This window comes from Sediminibacterium roseum (assembly GCF_009939005.1).
Classification (GTDB): Bacteria; Bacteroidota; Bacteroidia; order Chitinophagales; family Chitinophagaceae; genus Sediminibacterium; species Sediminibacterium roseum.
In genome coordinates, this window is record NZ_JAACJS010000012.1 from 634,022 (window position 1) to 652,740 (window position 18,719).

Genomic DNA, 18,719 nt, shown 5'->3' on the forward strand with positions numbered 1-18,719 from the left:
CCCGGTTTATTTCAGGAAGCCGTGTAAAAAGAAAAACCCCCACCGTTGATGGTGAGGGTTTCCTGTATCTTAACCTTCTGCATTTTCACCTCCACCCTGCGGCTTTCCGCCTTCGGGTTTTGGCATCAATGCTTTGCGGCTCAATTTGAATTTACCTGTTTTCGGGTCAACACCTACGAGTTTCACTTTAACCATATCGCCTTCTTTGAAGAGGCCATCCATGGTCTCGAGGCGTTTCCAGCTGATCTCGCTGATGTGGAGCAAGCCTTGTTTGCCTGGCATAAATTCCACAAACGCACCAAACTCCTTGATTCCCTTAACCGGGCCCTCGTATACATCGCCCACTTCCGGGGTTGCGGTGATGCCTTTGACCCATGTAACGGCTTTATCGAGGCTTTCTTTGGACGCAGAGAAGATGCTCACCTCTCCGGTATTGCCCACCTCTTCGATGTTGATGGTTGCACCTGTTTCGCGCTGGATCTCCTGGATCACTTTACCACCCGGCCCGATCACCGCACCAATGAATTCCTTGTCGATGATCAGCTTGATCATACGTGGCGCATGTGGTTTTACTTCCGGACGGTGTTCAGGCATACACTCATACATTGCATCCAGGATGTGCAAACGTCCTTTTCTTGCCTGTTCGAGCGCTTCCATCATCACTTCCATCGACAGACCGTCTACTTTGATGTCCATTTGAACACCGCAGATCCCATCGCGGGTTCCGGTTACTTTGAAGTCCATATCACCCAGGTGATCTTCATCACCAAGGATATCGGTCAGGATCGCGTATTTACCGTCTGCCCTGGTGATCAATCCCATCGCAACACCACTTACGTGCTTTTTGAAAGGAACGCCGGCATCCATTAATGCCAGTGAGCCTGCACAAACGGTGGCCATAGAAGAGGATCCATTGCTTTCGAGGATATCGCTTACTACGCGAACCGTGTAAGCATACGTGCTCGTATCCGGCATCATCTGCCTGAGGCTGCGCAACGCGAGGTTTCCGTGGCCCACTTCCCTTCTGCCCACACCACGCATCATTTTCACTTCGCCTGTTGAGAACGGAGGGAAATTGTAGTGGAGGATAAACTTGCTGTATTCCGATTTTGCTGCACTTTCCGCCAGCAATTCATCTAATTTAGTACCGAAAGTAACCGTTGTAAGTGATTGAGTTTCACCACGGGTGAACAAAGCCGAACCGTGTGGGGTTGGCAAGGGTTCTGTTTCCATGGCCAGCGGGCGAACCTCGTCGAGTTTGCGGCCGTCGAGACGGATCTTATCGTCGATCATCATGTTCCGTACCACTTCCCATTTCAGGTCCTCGTAGTATTTCTTAGCGAGTTTTTTCTCCAGGTCTGTTGCCTCTTCGCCCAATGAAGCGATCAGCTCGTCTTTCAGCGCGCTGTACGCATCGCTTCTTTCGTGCTTCGAAGAACCCTTCTTTGAGATCTCATAAACCCTGTCTTTTGCGAAAGCGTTCACTTTTTCCATGATCGCGTCGTCGGAAGGCGGTTTTTTATAGTCCCTTACGGTTGTAATGCCTTTTTTGGCCCTCAGTTCCTGTTGTGCCTTGATGTGGATGCGGATGGCATCGTGTGCGAGCTGAAGCGCTTTAACGAGGTCGGCCTCGCCGCACTCTTTCGCTTCACCTTCCACCATCATCAGGTTCTTTTCGGTAGCCGCAATGATGAACTCGAGGTCCGATGCTTTCATTTGCGAGCGGGTCGGGTTGATGATGAATTCACCATTGATCCTTCCTACACGAACTTCGCTGATGATCTCTTTCACCGGGATATCCGAAACTGCCAGTGCAGCAGAGGCTGCAAGACAGGCAAGTGAATCCGGAAGAACTTCATCATCGCTTGAAATAAGGCTTACAAGTACCTGAACATCACAGAGATAATCTTCCGGGAACAATGGACGCAGTGCGCGGTCGATCAGGCGGCTGGTGAGGATCTCGTAATCGTTTAAACGGGCTTCTCTTTTGAAGAATGACCCTGGTATGCGGCCGGCGGAAGCAAATTTTTCCTGGTAGTCTACGCTCAAAGGAAAAAAGTCCTGCCCTTCTTTTGGTTCTTTATTGGCTACAACGGTAGCTAAAATAACACAGTTGCCCTGGCGAACGGTAACGGCACCATCTGCCTGGCGGGCTAATTTTCCGGTCTCGATGAAAACCTCGCGGCCTCCACCCAGATCGAAGCTCACACTGATTGGTTGTGATAACATAATCTGATTTTGTAATACGGGAACGGGAAAAGGTAGGATTTGTACTAACAGGTCCGTGATCCCTTGTTAAGAATAGCGAAGCAAAAACAGGTATGAACAGAAATGACTATTCCCAACCGCTTAAAACCGACAGTTGGGAATAGCACTTTTCATACGTCTTGATTATTTTCTCAGGCCTAATTTCTCGATCAAAGCACGGTAACCTGTAAGGTTGTGCTTTTGCATGTAGGCGAGTAAACGTTTGCGTTTACCAACCAGCATCATCAGGCCACGCTGGGTGGAATGGTCGTGCTTGTTAGCTTGTAAATGTTTGGAAATCTGTGAAATACGTTCAGTCAGCAAGGCAACCTGCGCTTCGATTGAACCAGTGTTGGTGGCGTTTCCACCAAATTCAGCAAAAATACTTGCTTTCTTTTCTGTTGTTAAATAAGGCATCTCAAAATGTTTAAAAAGACTCCGGAATGGTTTCTTATGTTTTTTTTATCGGGTGCAAAGGTAGGACAATGTTCGGAATTATCGAATTTTTTGTGCAGCTATTAATGCGGCTTTGGGCTTTGCCCGTGGGTGGTTCTCCGCGGGGCAATTTACCAAAATCAACCAAAGACCGCGGTTGGGCTCTGTGTGTGAACAAAACAATCAAAGACGGTAACCAATAGTTATGGCCAACTACCGAAGCCGGTAACCAAAACTAGCAGCTTTTGCTTAATCTTGCAATTCAATCCGCAGCGCATGTTTGGTGTTACAATTTTAGGGAACAATTCGGCCATCCCGGCTTACGACAGGCACCCGACGGCGCAGGTGGTTACGCTGAACGACCAGTTGTTCCTCATCGATTGTGGCGAGGGCACGCAGATGCAAATAGCCAGGTACCGCATACGCAGGAGCAAGATCAACCATATTTTTATTTCGCACCTGCATGGCGATCATTATTTCGGGTTGATCGGACTGATCACCAGCATGGGCCTTCTTGGCCGCGAGCAGGAACTTCACCTGCATGCCCCGGCCGGGTTAAAAGCCATCATCGACCTGCAGCTGGAAGTGGCGGCCATTACCCTGCCCTTCACGCTTACTTTTCATGCGCTGGAGGGCGAAGGGATGCTGGTGGATACGCCGAAATTCAGCGTAGAGAGTTTCCAGACCTGGCACAGGATCCCCTGCTGGGGCTTTATCATACGGGAGAAAAGGAAACCAAGAAAGATCGTTAAAGAAAAAACCGTAGCCAACGATATACCGGCCGCTTTTTACGAGCGTTTGAAAGACGGAGAAGATTATGAAACAAAAGACGGCCGCATCATTGCCAACGAATCTGTAACCATCGCTAACAAACCCGCCAGGAGCTATGCTTTCTGCGCCGATACAAAATTTGATGAATCGCTCTGCGAAAAAACAAAAGGCGTTACGGTAATGTACCACGAGGCCACTTACCTGAAAGACCTTACCGAAAGAGCCGATGCCCGTTTTCACTCAACCGCCGAACAGGCCGCTACCATCGCCCTGCGTGCAGGCGTTCAGAAATTACTGATCGGGCATTTCAGCAGCAAATACGACAGGCTGGATGCTTTTCTCGAGGAGGCGCGTGAAGTGTTCCCGGAAACGGAGTTGGGTATTGAGGGGGTTACTTATAAGATCTAGGTCCTGTTTTTTTTCGATCTCGCGTAATAAAAATCACGCCTGATCTCCTTCGGCACCGTTGTTCCCTCTGAAATATAGGTTCCCTCGATCCATGCATGCAACGAATCGCTGTTCACAAACTCATAGATCACGCGCTGCGGAAAATCGTGTTGCGGGTTTGAGAAAGTGAAGCGTGTGCCTTTTACTTCCACCAGTTTGAACGCAACAGGTTTTGAATCGTTTTGATTGGCCGTGGTTGCAATGTAATTGACCTCCTCTCCCTTCAGCGTAAGCTCAACGGTTTCGAGCTGCATCGTATCCTTTCCTTTAACGCGGTAAGAAATGCCGGTGAACCCGTTGCTGTTCTTTCGCTTCCATTCTTCACAGGTAACAGATACTTTTGACTGCATCACCCATGTTCCGCCCACCAATTGCTGCAATTGCTGAAAAGACGATGCCTGCTTCGCCGGCGCGAATGAAAAAAGGATCATCAACCCTGAAATGCCTATTCCTGTTTTCATCTTTTAATAATTCATCAGCCATGTATAAAAAGAAGGGAACTCCTGCCGCCAGGTAGCTTCGCGGTGTTTACCGAGCGGGTCGGTAATGAGCCTGATCGAATAACGCTGGTTCTTCTTTAAAAGCTCCGCCATCTTCTCGTTGTTGGGCACCATGTTGGCCGGTTCCATTTTGCCTGCGTACATATAGAAACGAGGCATCTGCGTGGCCGTGGTGGTAAATTTTTCTGCGTCGGTAAAAATTTCAGGCGTTACCCAGAACGATGCAGAGAAAATTCCTCCTGCACCAAATACTTCCGGGTATTTGATCATCGCGTAAAAGCTGATGAGGCCGCCAAGGCTGCTCCCCGCAATAAATGTATTTTCCGGCCCCTTCTTTGTCCGGTATTTTGAATCGATGAAGGGCTTCAGCGTTCTTACGATGAACTCAAGGTATTGTTTGCCCTCGCCCTTCCCGTTTTTTGCATCGTCGTAGGGATTGTATTCGGTTGTCCGTTTGTCTCCGCCATTGTCTATCCCTATCACAATACATTCCTTTCCCGTTTTCTGCTGCAGTGTATCCAGCGCCTCATCTACTCCCCATTCGCCGTAGGGCGCCGTTTGTTCGTTGAACAGGTTTTGCCCGTCTTGCATATACAATACCGGGTACAGTTTTGAGGAATTGGCATATCCTTTCGGAAGGTAGATCCAGACCCTGCGCTTCCTGCCCAGTTGCGGCATGTTGAAGGCGGTATCTACGATGCGCACCTGCGGACTTGCCGTGTATTTTTTGGGTACTTCGGGATAATCGTCTTTCCATCCCGCCACGGTAAATTCTTTTGATACGTCTTCGTTCACTTCCAGAACACGGTCGGGAATGTCTCTGCCATCTGCGGTGGTTTCGAGTTTGTCCTGTGCGCCGCGCGAGAATTTAAAGGCATACGTACCGGCTGCAAAATCTCTCAGCACGATGCTTTTGCGGCTTCCGCCGAAGGGTTTCAGTTTGTAGTTCTCATCCCTGGGGTTCCAGTTGTTGAAATTGCCGGTGATGTAGATATCATCGTTCTTCTTCGTTGCCACATCCGTAACAACCAGCCGGACGGTGAACTGCGCGCCCGCCTGCAGCGACAACACCATGCACCAAACGAAAACTATTTTTTCCATGTGAACAATTTACGAAAGGAAGGCAGACAAAACAAAAAGACAAGGGAACCGGACCATGCTTTTAACAATACCCGGTTGCCTTGTCTTCTATCCTTTTGTTTCCCTTACTTCTTAATCCAGTATCTCAACATCTTTCGGATACTTTGCCTTGTTGAACACAAATGCCGCATCAGGCAATGTTGCATTGAGATTGAGGTTCGAGATCTTTACTTCGGTAATATTGTTGCTTTTGTCCAGGATCTTTGCCCTTGAGAAAGCGCTTTTTGCCTTATCGATGAACAGGTTCACTTTCTGGAAGTTCTTCCTGCTGTCGATCGGCTTCATCTCTATTTCGGAAAATGCGCCGGGTGTTGGAAGAAGTTTGTAGGTAAAATCTTTGTCGTAGGCCCCCGCGAGTAATTTTTGCGGGCTCAGGGTCTGGCTGCTCTCTTCAACCGAGGTTTTGGTAATGGTTTTTTCGCCATCGTAACGGTACACGTTCACACCGTCGCAGATGATCTCTGTTTTGCCTTGTTTGATCACATATTTCTCGCCTTTCATCTGGATGGTCGCATTCTGTGTGCCGTTCGATTTCCCTTTGCTGGTAACGGAGCTGAGCGAACAATTGGCCGTAATGCCTTTCGCCGTTTTCACTTTGGCGCCTACAGCGTCCAGTACTTTTTTTGCAGCCGGATCGTTTTGTGCGGCGGCCATTCCCGCGAATAACAAAAGAGCTACAACACCTGCAGATAATTTTTTCATCAGTATTTCAATTGGGTGGGCAAATATAAGTGTTTGACGGAAGCCGATGGTCCAGGTTTAAAATTTAAAAGTCCAAAGGCCTGGAAAAAATGGAACAGGATTGTTAAAATATTGCAGGAAGGAAAAAGATTGTTAAATAACTTTCTTAGTTCATCCATTTCTAAACCATCGAATCCAGGAACTCCTGTAGTTCCATTTCCGATTTGAACAGTACCTCGCGGGCCTTGCTTCCCTGGTTGGGGCCCACTACGCCAGCTGCTTCCAGTTGGTCCATCAGCCGGCCGGCGCGGTTGTAGCCGAGTTTCATGCGGCGCTGTATAAGGGATGTAGAGCCCATCTGGCTTGAGACAATGAGTTTTGCCGCGTCTTCAAACAACGGGTCGCGATCGCTGGCGTCAAAATCTTTTCCTTCCATGTCTTTTTCATCCACGTATTCGGGCAAAAGAAATGCCTGCGGGTAACCGCGTTGGTCGCCGATGAATTCGCATACGCCTTCCACTTCGGGGGTATCCACGAATGCGCATTGCAGGCGGGTGATCTCTCCGTTGTAACTCACCAGCATATCCCCTTTCCCGATCAGCTGCTCTGCGCCGCCCGCATCGAGAATGGTGCGGCTGTCGATCTTACTCGATACCTTAAATGCGATACGCGCAGGGAAATTCGCTTTGATCGTACCGGTAATGATGTTTACCGAAGGGCGCTGCGTTGCGATGATCAGGTGGATACCGATGGCGCGCGCAAGCTGAGCAAGGCGTGCAATAGGCATTTCAACTTCTTTACCGGCGGTCATGATCAGGTCGGCAAACTCATCCACCACCAACACAATGAATGGCAGGTATTGGTGCCCTTTTTCGGGGTTCAGTTTGCGCGCCGTAAATTTCTCGTTGTATTCGCGGATGTTTCGGCAGCCTGCTTCTTTCAGGAGATCGTAGCGGTTGTCCATTTCTATACAAAGCGCATTGAGCGTGTGTACCACTTTTTTGGTATCGGTAATGATCGATTCTTCTTCACCCGGCAATTTGGCCAGGAAATGTTTTTCGATCACACGGTACAGGCTCAACTCCACTTTCTTCGGATCTACCAATACGAACTTTAATTGCGAAGGATGTTTTTTATACAGCAGCGAAACAAGGATCGCATTCAGGCCAACCGATTTACCCTGCCCGGTTGCACCCGCCATCAACAGGTGCGGCATGCTGGCGAGGTCAACGATAAAGTTTTCGTTGTCGATTTTTTTGCCGATGGCGATCGGTAAGGAGAAGGCGCTCGACTGGAACTTTTCGGAAGCGAGCAGTGTTTTCATGCTTACTACCGACTTGCGCACATTCGGCACTTCAATACCGATCGTTCCCTTACCCGGTATCGGCGCGATGATGCGTATGCCAAGTGCGGCAAGGCTCAATGCGATATCATCTTCCAGGTTCTTGATGCGGCTGATGCGCACACCCGGCGCCGGCACGATCTCGTACAGGGTTACCGTTGGCCCAACCGTGGCCGCGATGCGCTGGATGGCGATGTCGTAATTTTTCAGGGTGGCGATGATCTGGTTCTTGTTTGTTTCCAGCTCTGTGGGATCATGAACGATCTTTTCGCTGCCATGGGTTTCAAGCAGATCGATGGATGGATATTTGTAATCCTTCAGATCAAGCGTAACATCGTATTTAGACCCGATCTTGCCCGGGGCCGCTTTCACAGGGATCTCTTCCTCCTCTTCCTCTTCTTCGGGCGTTTCTTTGATCTCAAGCTCGAGATTCGGCGCCGCCGCCCTTGGTGCCGGCGGGATCGTTGTTACATGGTGCACCGGTTCAGGAATCTCTTCTCCTGTTTCTGCATCTTCCTCCTCCTCCGGTTCTTCTTCCTCAACCTCTTCTTCTTCTTCTTTTTCTATCATGTCGAACTCGGTCATAGGATTTGCGGCGCCTGCCTGTGGCATGATCACAACAACGCCTTTGCCATCGTTCTTCATTTTGTTATTGCTTACCGGCTCTTCGGGGTCTTCTTCAACCATTCCCGCAGGCGCGGCTTCTTCTTCCTCTTCTTCGCCGTTCCATTGTTTGAAAACAGGCTGTTCATCGTCTTCTGTAAGCGGCATTACCTTGTTTTCCGCTTTTTTACCGCTGCTGAATTTCCAGTCTGGCACTTTGAACACCGGGTTGAAACGCCAGATGAAATAGCTGAACACGGCCAGCAGCAGCACCGCTCCCGTTCCTACATTACCGATCCATTTGATGGACCATTCTGTAAGCAGTTCGCCAACCGCACCGCCCCAGGAGAATTCACTTCCACGGGCAACAAAGGCGCAGGCCATGCTGAGCACGAGTAGTCCTACGAGAACATATTTGAGGTTGCGTAAAAGGCTGAATATTTTTTTCCCGAAAAGAAGGTTCACCCCCAGCACAAAAAAAGTGGAGCAGAATAAAAACGAAGCGAGGCCAAAACCCTTGTAGATCATGCCATGCGCCACGTAAGCGCCCAGCACACCCAGCAGGTTGGTGACCTTGACATCATCCGTTGCAAAAATGCGGATACCGAACTGGTGCACTTTGTCCTGGTCTTCCTGCCAGGTAAACAGGTACGAGGTGAGTGAGATAAATAGAAAAATGGTAAGCAACAAACTTGCTGCTCCGGCTATTTTGGCGGTGCGTTCATCCTTCACAACTTCCGTTACCGTAACTTCAGCTTCCTTGTCTGCATTGAGTTTCTCGGGGCTTGGCGGTGGCGGCGTTTTCTTTTTTAAGCTGTTGGCCATGGTAACAAATATAAGCCATGCCACACAGCAGAAACCGTTACGGCGGGTGTATGTGCAAAACTGGGCACAGGTTTAACAGTTTTCCACGTTCACGCTTTTTTCTTTACGAGCCCGAATGCCAGGCAGATCCATCCCGCCACAAGAAGTAAACCTCCCAATGGCGTAACGGGGCCGGCCCATTTCATTGGAACTTCCAGCACTTCGCCGAAGGCAAGCAGGTAAAGCGAGCCGCTGAAGAAAAGGGTTCCGAGGATGAAAAGCTGGCCCGCCGCCTTCATCAATTTACCGGGATACTGGCCATACAAAACCCCGGTAAGTGCCAGTGCGAACACATGGTAAAACTGGTAGCGTACCGCTGTTTCGAATGCGTTGAGCATTTTCTCGTCGGTAAGCAGTTCTTTGAGTTTGTGTGCGGCGAAGGCGCCCAGTATTACAGCGAGTGCGCCCATGAATGCGGCAATAACAAGGAATCTTTTATGCATGTTGTTTGATGATGCGGGCAAAACCTTCATCGCTGATGGCTTCACCCTGTAAACGATAAGTTGACTGGCCGTAAACAGAAGAACGCTCTGCGAGTTTGTTGTCCAGGAATTGCAACAGCGCTTCGTCTGAAAGATCTTTGATCAAAGGGCGATGGTCCCTGCCCGGTTTGAGCCGTTCGGCCAGAACGGTAACCGGCTCATCGATCCAGATGGTAACACCGTTTTTGTTCATCCAATCCATGTTATCCAGGAAACACGGCGTTCCTCCGCCCGTTGCGAGTACAAATGTTTTCTTCTCGCCAAACCAGCGCAATACCCTGGACTCTGTTTTGCGGAAATAATCTTCCCCGTCTTCGGCAAAAATCTCTGCAATGCTTTTTTCTTCGTGCGACTCAACCAGGAAATCAAGATCATACCCACCTACCTTCCACTTCTTAGAAAGTTTTTTGGCCCAGTAGCTTTTCCCCGTGCCCATCATGCCGATGAGGAATAATTTCATGAAACGCAATATTATCAATTCCTAATTACTAATTCCTAATTCACAATGTAGATTATTTAAAAGCATTCAACCCCGTAACATCCATTCCCGTTATCAGCAAATGTATATCGTGTGTTCCTTCGTAGGTGATTACGCTTTCGAGGTTCATCATATGGCGCATGATGCTGTACTCGCCGGTGATGCCCATACCGCCTAGCATCTGTCTTGCATCGCGGGCAATATTGGTGGCTATCTCGCAGCTGTTCCTTTTTGCCATGCTGATCTGCTGTGGTGTTGCCTTGCCTTCGTTCATCAGAACACCGAGGCGCCACACAAGCAGTTGTGCCTTGGTGATCTCTGTGATCATTTCCGCCAGTTTTTTTTGCTGCAGCTGGAAACCGCCGATGGGCCGGTCGAACTGCACCCGCTCCTTCGCGTAGCGCAGCGCCGTATCGTAACAATCCATTGCCGCACCCAGTGCGCCCCAGGCGATGCCGTAGCGGGCCTTCGACAAACAGCCCAACGGCCCTTTCAATCCTTTCACATTGGGTAAGATGTTTTCCTTCGGCACCTTTACATTATCAAAAACGAGTTCTCCCGTTGCGCTTGCGCGCAGGCTCCATTTGCCATGCGTGGTTGGTGTTGAAAAACCTTCCATGCCGCGCTCCACGATCACTCCCCGGATCTCGTCCTGCTCATTTCTCGCCCATACAACCGCCACCTGTGCAAAGGGCGCATTGCTGATCCACATTTTTGCGCCGTTGAGGATCACATGGTCGCCCGCATCCTTGATATTGGTAAGCATGCCCGCGGGATTGCTTCCATGGTCAGGCTCAGTAAGCCCGAAACATCCCAGCCATTCGCCGCTCGCCAGTTTGGGCAGGTATTTGTTGCGTTGCTCCTCGTTTCCGTACGCATAGATCGGGAACATCACCAGGCTCCCCTGCACGCTGGCGGTGCTGCGCACACCGCTGTCGCCGCGCTCCAGCTCCTGCATCATCAATCCATAACTGATGTAATCCAGTCCGCCACCGCCGTATTGCTCCGGAACCGTGGGCCCGAAACAGCCCAGGTCGCCCATCTGCTTAACGATCTGTTGCGGGAACTCCGCTCGCTGGGCGTAGTCTTCGATGATGGGTGAGATCTCCTTCTTCACATAGGCACGTACCGACTCGCGGATCATTTTGTGCTCTTCGGTAAGAAGATCGTCCAACATAAAGTAGTCGGGTGACTGGAATAGATCTGTCCTGGCAGCCATGGGTGTTGTTTTATAATACGCCGCAAAAATAAAGGGAAGCGCCGAGCGGGCGGTGTTTTCGGGGGTGTTTATTTGGCGGGACGGAAAATTTCGGGGTGGTTTTCCAACCTTTTGGTGTTTGGGTTCTCCTGTTAGGGATCATTCACTACTAAATCCTTTGTATGACAATCAATACCACCTGGCTCTCAAGAATATTGCTTTGCCTGTTCACCCTTTTTATTGTGCTTGCGCTTTCCGCGCAGGAGAAGGATGCTTACCTGTGGCCCGTGAACCTGCAGAAAGATTACAGCAAATCTTATCCCGTGGGCAACGAAACCATTGTACTTGCCAACCGGTATGGGGCGATGAAAATCGAGACATGGGACAAGAACGAAGTAAAAGTGGATGTTCACGTTTCGGTTGGTTCCCATTCGAACGAATATGCCAAACAGGCGCTGGAAAAGATCTCGGTAACGGACAAGAAAGAAGGCGACCGCATCGAATACCAGACCCAGATAGAGAGCTGGACCTACGATAACAATGGCGGGCATGAGTTCAGGATCGATTACGTTGTGCACCTGCCCGCAAATGCAAAGCTGATCGCAGAAAACAATTTCGGCCCGCTTACCATAGGAGACTACAAAGGAGAATCAGAACTTTATTGCAGGTATGGAACGCTTACGGCCGGTAAGCTGCTCAACAATAAATCCATCGCGGTGCATAATGGGCGTGCGAAGATCCAGCAGGTGAACGAGGGGAAAGTATTGTTCCGCTATTCGAGGGTAGACATCGAAAAATTATCCGGGAAAATCAGCGGCGGTTTTGAATACTGTAACAGCATTGATATGCCGGTAGACAATGCATTAACCGAACTGGAGCTGAAGAACAATTACACCAACCTGTACCTGATGGCGGCAAAGGATTTCTCTGCCAATTACGACATCACCACCAACAATGCAAGGGTTACCGGGAAGAATGATATCGTGATAAAGGAAGAGCTTGCCAACCCCAACACCAGCAGAACGAACAATTTTAACCCGGTACACAAATACACGGGCAGTTTGGGAAAAGGCGGCGGAACCATGATCAATATCAAAAGCAATTACGGAAACATCCGCGTATTGTAATGCCTTTGTAGAAAGGCCTGCCCGGTTATACATTTTTAAAGCTTTGTGCAAAACACAAAGCTTTTTTTGTAACGATTCTGCAACCCGGACGTTTATACCCTGTAAACCAAAGCCTGTGCGGCAAAATGCACAGTAAAACTACAGCCCCATGCAACATTCTATTCTTTCCGGTGACTTTATTATAAACCCCGTACCGCAACTGAACCCTGATATGACTGTAGACACGCTGGTTGAACGTTGCGTAAAGGGCGACAGGGATGGTTTCCGTTTGCTGTACAACCACTACGCCAAGGCCATGTACAATACGGCGTTGCGGATCGTGAACAATGCGGCGGATGCGGAAGACATCCTGCAGGAGGCATTCAGCGATGCGTTCCGTTCTTTGGAATCCTTCAGGAACCGCTCAACGTTTGGGGCCTGGTTGAAAAGGATCGTGATCAATAAATCGATCAACAAAGTAAAACGCGAAAGAAAAAGATGGGTGGAAGTTGATATGGAATCGATCGATGGTTACCAGATCGATGAACCTGAAATTGATGAGGATGATTTTGTGTACAAGGTAGAAAGCATCAAACAGGCGATGAAACAGTTACCGGATGGATACCGGACGGTATTATCCCTCCATCTTGTTGAGAACTATAAACACGAAGAGATCGCGGGCATGCTGGGTATTGCACATGCAACGGTTCGTACGCAATACATAAGGGCAAAGAAAAAATTACTGGAGATCATCAGTCAAAATAACCTGTCATGAAAAACAAACTGGAAAGATTTGTGAACACGCACCGTGAGTCGTTTGATTCGGAACTACCGGGTGATCACGTGTGGGATGCAATAGACACAACACCGCACAGCAAAGGAAAGCTCATACAATTTTTCACGCGAACGCGTGTTGCGGCATCGCTGCTCGTGCTTGTGAATGCGGTTGTGATCCTTGTGCTGCTGCAACGCAAACCCGAAGCCAACATAGCGGCAACACCGGTTGCGCCGCCGACAGAGCAGGTTGACGATAAAAAAGAGAAGCCCGAACAAACGATCGACCAGATCTCCCGCGTAGTGGAAATAAAACAGGCGGCTTTGAAAGAGATCGAATCATCCAACCCATTTCTATATAAAAAATTCACAGCAGCCTTTTCTCAATTGAGCAGCAATTACAGGGAGCTTGAAAAAGAACTGGCCACACAGCCCAATAAAGAAGCGCTTTTAGAAGCAATGATCCAGAACCTCGGTCTGCAGCAGGAGTTACTGAATCAACAGTTGTCGATTTATCAAAAACTAAAACAACAAAAAAATGAAAAGGTCAATAAAAATATTTAGCCTGTTCCTACTTCTCGCCAATGCCGTATTTGCAAAAAACACAGGAGATACCGAGAGTGAAAAATCAAAAAACTACAGCAAAACGTATGCGGTAGGCAGCAATGATAAAATTGTACTGAGCAATACTTTTGGCGATCTCAGGATCAGTACCTGGGCAAAGAATGAGATCAAGGTTGATGTAACCATTACGGTTAAAGCACGCACCGACGAGCGCGCGCAGAAAATAATGGACCGGATCGCCATCGAGGATGGAAAAAACGGCGCCGAGATCTTTTTTAAAACACGTGTGGGCGATAAGAACGACGACGACGGCGGGGGTGAACAGCACAACAACGAGAACTCCAGTTTCAAGATCAATTACACCGTTTATCTCCCCGCCTATGCAACACTCGATGCGAGCAACAGCTTCGGCGAACTTTCCATTGGCGATTACGATGGTACCATTACCCTTACCAGCAGTTTTGGTATGCTCACCGCAGGGAAACTGGCCAAACCGAAAAAAGTAAACCTGCAGTTCGGAAAGAAAACATCGGTGATCGAAGGCATGGATGGCGGGACACTGCGCATCGGTTTTTCAAAAGCACAGGTGAACAAACTCAGTGGTGACGTGGTTGCAGATCTCAACCAGACAGGAGCGATCCTCCTCAAACTCGACAACGGATTGAAAAAACTTGATCTCAAAAATAATTTTGGAAACGTTTTTATCGATGCCCCTAAAAACCTGAACGCCAATTTCAGGATCAAAACCAGCTTCGGCAACTTTTCGAACCAATCTTCGTTTGCGGTGGGCAAAAGCGGGGACGACGATGACGATGATGAAAGAGGCGCCTTCAACAGCCGCAGTTACGCCGGCAAAGCCGGTAGCGGCACCGCCCCTGTAACGATCAAAAGCAATTTCGGGAAGATTACGTTGGGACACGATCTTTCGCCGGATGCGCTTACAGCGGGCAAAGCCACAGGCAAACCTTCACGGAGTTGATGGTAAGCGAAGTAATAATCTCCTCCCGCTACGAGACAAAAAAAGCCGTTCAAAACTGAACGGCTTTTTCAATGAATTTAATTCTCTTCTTCTTCTTCACCCGGTGCTCCTCTTCTAGCCCCGCCACCACCTTTAGGGCCGCTTTGTTCGATCTCGCGGTTCATCTCGTTGATGTCAACCGGGCGAGGCGTCCTGTCGCCCATCAGGTGCTCCGTGAAGTAATCGGCCATGCGCCAAAAGAAATACTCGGTCATATCGCCATAACCGTGTCTTTGCCCGGGCAGGATCACAAGGTCAAAACGTTTGTTGGCTTTGATCAACGCGTTCGCAACACGGGTGGTGTTACCGGGGTGTACGTTGTTATCGATATCGCCTGTTGACAACATCAGGTGGCCTTTCAGGTTCTTAACGAGGTCCTGGTTTTTCTCGATGTTGTACAGGAAAGAGGTATCGCCCTTATCGGTGATCGTTTCTTTCACGCCATGGTGTTGTTCGCTCCACCAACGGTTGTAGATAGAGTTATCGTGGTTACCCGATGAAGAAACCGCCACTTTAAAGAAATCAGGATACACGAGCATGGCTGCCGTACTCATAAATCCACCACCGGAATGCCCGTGGATACCCACACGCTCAACATCGATGTAAGGATAACGGTCGGCGAGCTGTTCCGCTGCGGCCTTCTTATCAGCCAACCCATAATCGCGCAGGTTGCCGTAACCAAAGTTGTGGTACCACTTGCTGCGCGCCGGGTGACCGCCTCGGTTGCCCATGGTGATCACAACGAAACCGAGTTGCGCAAGACGTTCGGTCCTGTCCATACCGCGGCTGAACGATTTGTTCACCGCTTCTGTTTGCGGGCCGGGGTAAACGTACTCGATAACAGGGTATTTTTTTGTGGAATCAAAATCGAATGGTTTGTACATCACACCATAGATATCGGTGATGCCATCGTCTGCTTTTACTTTGAAAGTGGTAGGGAACTTATAACCGGTAGACATCAGCGAGCTCAGGTCGGCGGTTTCGAGATCCAATATCTTCCTGCCATCGGCCGCATAAAGCGTTGATTTGGGAACGGTGTTCACCCTCGAGTAATTGTCTACAAAATAGGTTTTTGAATCGTTGATGCTCATGGCGTGTTCAAACTCGCCCGGGTTCAGCAATTTGAGGCCGGTGCCATCGAAATTTACTTTGTAGGCGTGCAGGTAGTAAGGGTCTTCGCCATTTTCTTTTCCATTTGCGGAGAAATAAACAATGCGTTTTGCATCATCTATGCCCATGATGTTTTCAACGTGATAGGTTCCCGAAGTGATCTGGTTTTTCAGTTTACCATTCTCATCGTACAGGTACAAATGCGCATACCCATCCCGTTCGCTCCATTGGATGAGCTCTTTGCCATCGTTCACGAGGCCGAGCCTTCTTGTTTCGATGTAGGTATTGAAACGCTCCTGAATCAAAGGTTTTACGGCACCGGTATTCACATCAACAACGCAAACGTCTACCCGTTTGAGGTCGCGTCCCGTGCGTGTGAAATAGAATTTATCATTTGTTCCCAACCATTTCAATGCGCGGAAATCATCGTCGCGTGTATTGATCTTTCCCGGATCGGCCCATAAAGAAATGGTCTGGTCCTTAAACGCAGACAATACCATCTCTTTGTTCGTCATATTGGTCATATCAAAGAGGTAGACATGGTCAACCGGCGCTTCTTTCTCACCGGGCATCCAGTATTTGTACGTTTCAAGCGTAGGGCGCGGATCGCTGAGGGCGTTGAGCACCCAGAGGTCTTTCACCTTGCGGTTGTCGGTGCGCTCGATCACAAAATGTTTCGAGTCGGGCGACCAGAACGCGAATACCGACTTACGTTTTTTCCTGTTCTTTTCTTTGTCAACATTGTTCTCATTGCCTTCAGAGCCGTATGCAAAATTCTCAACGCCGTCTGTTGTCAAAGCTTTTTCAACGATGGTTGAATCGTCTTCGTTCTTCAGCGCTTTTTCATAATTGGCCTTGTCCATCCAGAACAGGTTCTGGTTGCGTGCGAAGATCACGAGGTTGCCATCGGGCGAAACAGAGGCCCAGTTGGGTTTGCGTTTTGGTTTTTTGAAATCGCTCAGTTCAACCAGTTCGCCTGTGTTGAGGTTGTATTCAAAATAAAAGGTCTTTTTTTCTTTTACGGGAGGCGTACCTTTTTTAGCGGTGCTGTCTTTTTTCTCGATCTCTTCCGTGCTTTTCACTTCAAACTGGATCCAGTTCTCGTCTTTGATGAAACGCATACTGTCGAGCCCCAGGTGCTGCGCATCAAAAGGATCTTTCACAATGCGGGTGATCTTTGCAGCGAGATCGGCATTGTCGAACAACAATTTCTTTTCTCCTTTTGCCGGATCAACGATGTACCATTTTTTTCCGTCGGTGGTTTCATACTCGTACCAGAAACGGTCGGTTTTTTTCAGCCAATGCGGATCCACGCTGGTAGAAAAAACGAGTTTGCCGATCTTCTTCGGGGAAAAACGAGAGGCAAGCTGGTAATTTGATTTTATGACCGGCGCGTTCTGGGCGAATGCGGCCGTGGATAGTGCAACAAGCAGAATAAGCAGGAAGCTTCTCATGTATTTAAATTTTTAGTTTTGGAAGCAATGAAAATAAAGCAAACGGGATAAAATAAACAACCATTTGTCAAAAACCGCCTAAATCCGCTCAATTAACCGGTGAATCCATAAAAAATACAATGCCGTGAAGCGTGAAATTCAATTTTCACACTGCTTCCTTCGTACTTTGCGCCAAACGATTGTCATGTCTTTCACAACCGATCTGGATTTCGCGCTCCGCGCCGATGCGGAGGATGCGCTGGCCCCTTTCAAAAACGAATTTCATTTCCCGCAGAAAAACGGGAAGGATGTGATCTATTTCTGCGGAAACTCGCTTGGGCTCCAGCCCAGGAATGTGGAGGGGGCCATCCAGGCAGAACTCGATACATGGAAACAGGAAGCCATTGGCGGCTATTTCGGCGGAAAAAACCCATGGCTTTTTTACCAGGATTATTCCAAACCCACTCTTGCAAAGATCGTTGGCTGCCACGAAAAAGAAGTTACGGTGATGAACACACTCACGGTAAACCTTCACCTGCTCATGCTGAGTTTTTACAAACCGGCCGATGGCCGCTATAAAATAATGATGGAGGCAGGCGCCTTCCCTTCCGACCAGTATGCCGTGGAAACACTGGTAAAACATTTTGGCCTCGACCCGGCCGATGCCATCATAGAAATAGCGCCGCGCGATGGGGAGAAGATTTTGCATACGGCAGACATCCTTTCTTCCATTGAACAACACAGCAGCGAACTCGCCCTCACGCTTTTCAGCGGGATGAATTATTACACGGGACAGCTTTTCGATATGCAGGCCATCACCAATGCCGCTCACAAAGCAGGCGCCACAGCGGGTTTCGACCTGGCGCATGTGGCGGGTAATGTTCCGGTAAAGCTGCACGACTGGAACGTTGATTTTGCCGTATGGTGCAGCTACAAATACCTGAATGCGGGCCCGGGTGCCGCAGGTGGCGTGTATGTGCATGAAAGGTTCGCCTCAGACAGCAACACACCGCGTCTTGGCGGCTGGTGGGGCAACGATGAGAAAACGCGTTTTAAAATGGAAAAAGGTTTTGTACCCAAAACCGATGCCAGCGGCTGGAACATCAGCACGGCACAGGTTTTTAATATGGTTAGCCTGAACGCATCACTGGAGCTGTTTGACAAAGCAGGCATTGCAAACCTGCGGGCGAAGAGTGTACAACTCACTGCCTACCTGGAGTACCTGTTGCAACAGTTGCCCAACCTGCGGTTCGAGGTGATCACGCCGGCCGATGCCGGGAGCCGCGGCGCACAGTTATCGCTGTTCTTTAAGGAGCGCGGCAAAGAGATCCACGACAAGATGATCGAAAACGGCATCATCGTAGACTACCGCGAGCCCGGTGTGATACGCGTGGCGCCCGCACCTATGTACTGCAGCTTTGAAGATGTGTTCCGGTTTTATGAAATATTACGAGATCATTTTTAATAGGGGTTGCCACAGATACTTTGTATTTTGTAACGATTGCGCCTCTTAACAATCCATGGAT

At 49.1% G+C, this 18,719-nt stretch carries 16 protein-coding genes; 6 read left to right on the forward strand and 10 right to left on the reverse strand.

The window, feature by feature from the left end:
- Positions 1–69 precede the first annotated feature (69 nt).
- Positions 70–2,229, reverse strand: coding sequence for a polyribonucleotide nucleotidyltransferase (gene pnp, locus GWC95_RS10990; protein WP_161818747.1), 2,160 nt, complete (start codon positions 2,227–2,229; stop codon positions 70–72).
- Between the two features lie 162 nt (positions 2,230–2,391).
- A complete protein-coding gene (rpsO, locus tag GWC95_RS10995) occupies positions 2,392–2,664 on the reverse strand; it encodes a 30S ribosomal protein S15 (protein ID WP_161818748.1) in 273 nt (90 codons plus the stop codon).
- Between the two features lie 294 nt (positions 2,665–2,958).
- Between rpsO and GWC95_RS11000 the strand changes: the two genes are divergently transcribed.
- Positions 2,959–3,861, forward strand: coding sequence for a ribonuclease Z (locus GWC95_RS11000; RefSeq protein WP_161818749.1), 903 nt, complete (start codon positions 2,959–2,961; stop codon positions 3,859–3,861).
- Here GWC95_RS11000 and GWC95_RS11005 read toward each other — a convergent pair.
- The 7 genes from GWC95_RS11005 to GWC95_RS11035 all read right to left on the reverse strand — a co-directional run bounded on the left by GWC95_RS11005 (position 3,858) and on the right by GWC95_RS11035 (position 11,209).
- A complete protein-coding gene (locus tag GWC95_RS11005) occupies positions 3,858–4,361 on the reverse strand; it encodes a DUF6265 family protein (RefSeq protein WP_161818750.1) in 504 nt (167 codons plus the stop codon). The genes GWC95_RS11000 and GWC95_RS11005 overlap by 4 nt on opposite strands.
- A gap of 3 nt (positions 4,362–4,364) precedes the next feature.
- The gene (locus GWC95_RS11010) at positions 4,365–5,501 is read right to left on the reverse strand and encodes an alpha/beta hydrolase (protein WP_161818751.1); all 1,137 of its coding nucleotides are present in this window, start codon (positions 5,499–5,501) and stop codon (positions 4,365–4,367) included.
- 111 nt (positions 5,502–5,612) lie between these two features.
- Entirely contained in the window at positions 5,613–6,242 is a 630-nt protein-coding gene (locus tag GWC95_RS11015; protein WP_161818752.1) for a LolA family protein, read from the reverse strand.
- A gap of 160 nt (positions 6,243–6,402) precedes the next feature.
- Entirely contained in the window at positions 6,403–8,991 is a 2,589-nt protein-coding gene (locus GWC95_RS11020; RefSeq protein WP_161818753.1) for an FtsK/SpoIIIE family DNA translocase, read from the reverse strand.
- Between the two features lie 89 nt (positions 8,992–9,080).
- The gene (locus GWC95_RS11025) at positions 9,081–9,473 is read right to left on the reverse strand and encodes a DUF423 domain-containing protein (protein ID WP_161818754.1); all 393 of its coding nucleotides are present in this window, start codon (positions 9,471–9,473) and stop codon (positions 9,081–9,083) included.
- Positions 9,466–9,972 (reverse strand): shikimate kinase, encoded by a 507-nt coding sequence (locus GWC95_RS11030; RefSeq protein ID WP_161818755.1) that lies wholly within the window; start codon positions 9,970–9,972, stop codon positions 9,466–9,468. The genes GWC95_RS11025 and GWC95_RS11030 overlap by 8 nt, the downstream gene beginning before the upstream one ends.
- Before the next feature lie 52 nt (positions 9,973–10,024).
- Complete coding sequence (locus GWC95_RS11035) at positions 10,025–11,209, reverse strand: acyl-CoA dehydrogenase family protein (RefSeq protein WP_161818756.1); 1,185 nt, start codon at positions 11,207–11,209, stop codon at positions 10,025–10,027.
- A gap of 161 nt (positions 11,210–11,370) precedes the next feature.
- Here GWC95_RS11035 and GWC95_RS11040 point away from each other — a divergent pair, with 161 nt between their 5' ends.
- The 4 genes from GWC95_RS11040 to GWC95_RS11055 all read left to right on the forward strand — a co-directional run bounded on the left by GWC95_RS11040 (position 11,371) and on the right by GWC95_RS11055 (position 14,611).
- Positions 11,371–12,315, forward strand: a complete 945-nt coding sequence (locus GWC95_RS11040) for a hypothetical protein (protein WP_161818757.1) — start codon at positions 11,371–11,373, stop codon at positions 12,313–12,315.
- Positions 12,316–12,463: 148 nt separating this feature from the next.
- Positions 12,464–13,069: an RNA polymerase sigma factor gene (locus GWC95_RS11045; RefSeq protein ID WP_161818758.1), complete on the forward strand. Its 606-nt coding sequence runs from the start codon at positions 12,464–12,466 to the stop codon at positions 13,067–13,069.
- On the forward strand, positions 13,066–13,632 hold the full coding sequence (locus GWC95_RS11050) for a hypothetical protein (RefSeq protein ID WP_161818759.1): 567 nt from the start codon (positions 13,066–13,068) through the stop codon (positions 13,630–13,632). The genes GWC95_RS11045 and GWC95_RS11050 overlap by 4 nt, the downstream gene beginning before the upstream one ends.
- The gene (locus GWC95_RS11055; RefSeq protein WP_161818760.1) at positions 13,607–14,611 is read left to right on the forward strand and encodes a DUF4097 family beta strand repeat-containing protein; all 1,005 of its coding nucleotides are present in this window, start codon (positions 13,607–13,609) and stop codon (positions 14,609–14,611) included. The genes GWC95_RS11050 and GWC95_RS11055 overlap by 26 nt, the downstream gene beginning before the upstream one ends.
- A gap of 77 nt (positions 14,612–14,688) precedes the next feature.
- Here GWC95_RS11055 and GWC95_RS11060 read toward each other — a convergent pair whose 3' ends face one another.
- Positions 14,689–17,214 (reverse strand): S9 family peptidase, encoded by a 2,526-nt coding sequence (locus GWC95_RS11060; protein ID WP_161818761.1) that lies wholly within the window; start codon positions 17,212–17,214, stop codon positions 14,689–14,691.
- A gap of 184 nt (positions 17,215–17,398) precedes the next feature.
- Between GWC95_RS11060 and kynU the strand changes: the two genes are divergently transcribed.
- Positions 17,399–18,658 (forward strand): kynureninase, encoded by a 1,260-nt coding sequence (gene kynU / locus GWC95_RS11065; protein ID WP_161818762.1) that lies wholly within the window; start codon positions 17,399–17,401, stop codon positions 18,656–18,658.
- The last annotated feature ends 61 nt before the right edge of the window (positions 18,659–18,719 follow it).